At 78.1% G+C, this 1,233-nt stretch carries 1 protein-coding gene; it reads left to right on the top strand.

What is annotated here, in order from left to right; translation table 11 throughout:
• A partial coding sequence (locus B7767_RS22960) for a lonely Cys domain-containing protein (RefSeq protein ID WP_143652596.1) occupies positions 1-1,233 on the top strand: 1,233 nt, incomplete at both ends.

Below are 1,233 nucleotides of genomic sequence, written 5' to 3'. Positions count from 1 at the left end.
CCGGCCTGCACAGCGACCCCGCGCGGCCCGTCACGGACGCCACCCGCGAACGGGCCCTGCGGCTGGTCCGCGCGCTGCGGCTGGCCTTCGGCGCGGCGATCGAGGACGACAGCCGGTACGGCGACCTCCTCGCCGGGATCGGCGCGCTGGAGACCATGCGGGCGGCCGACCCGGCCCTGCGTGACCTCGGCCCGTTCTCCATGGACCTGTTCGAACGCGCGGCCCACGCGGGCGGACAGGCCGGTCCGGCCACCGACGCCTACCGCGACCTGCTCGACCGGGCCGCCGACGCCGTACACAGACAGCCGGGCGCCGTGCTCTCCGACTTCGTCACCCTGCCCCACGTCACCGCCGCCGCGCGGCGGCTGGGCGGCCTGACGGAGCAGGAGCTGGACACCGAGGCCGCCCGCGTCCTGCGTCTGGGCAACGGCCCTGCGGCCGTCGGGGCGCCCGAACGGGCCCGGCTGTTCTGGGCCACGGTCAAGGTCCTGGAGTGGGAGAGCCGGACCCCGGACCCGGACGCCCTCACCGGCAGGATCCTGCACCTGGACCGGCCCGACCCGGCCCGGCGGCCCGAGCTGCTCGACCTGGTCGCCCAGGCGGCGGCCGTCGGCGTCGACGTGGACAACCCGACCGAACTGGGCGCCTTCCACCTGGAGACCCTGGGCGCCCTCGCGCCCCGGACCCAGCTGCTCGACCCGAACGGCGTGCCGACCGGGCGACGCTGGTCCCCGACCCCGCCGAACGCGGCCCCGACCACGCTCACCGACCGTGTCGTCGTCGCCGCCCCGCAACAGGGCGGCGGCTACCGGGCCGTGGGCCAGGAACGCCCGCCGTGGAGCGCCCCCGGCGGATCACCGGCCTACCTGGTGTGGGCGGGCGGCGGCCGGGACCACCTCCTCATGACCCTGCCCGGCGGCTTCCGCGCCCGCGTCCCCTACGACGAGGTCGCCGAGCTGCTGGCCCGCGACCCGGTGCTCAACACCCGCCCGCAGGACACCACGGACGTCGTCCTGGCCGTCCCGAAGGCGGCCCCGGCGGCAGCCACCGGACCGGCCGCCGGCGGCACCCCGGACACCGATCCGCAGGCCGTCGTCAGCGCCGGGACCGGCCGTACCGTATGGGCCTCGCAGGGCAGCGTGAGCCTGGCCCCGACCGGGCCGTCCCGGCCGTACGTCCCCTCCCTCCTGCCCAGCGCGCCGGGGCGTCCCGCGGCGGCCGACTGGGCGGCCG

Origin of the sequence: Streptomyces sp. 13-12-16 (assembly GCF_002114215.1) — a bacterium.
Taxonomy (GTDB): Bacteria; Actinomycetota; Actinomycetes; order Streptomycetales; family Streptomycetaceae; genus Streptomyces.
The sequence above is the reverse complement of the archived record's forward strand: the minus strand, read 5'-3'. Positions and strand labels throughout refer to the sequence as shown.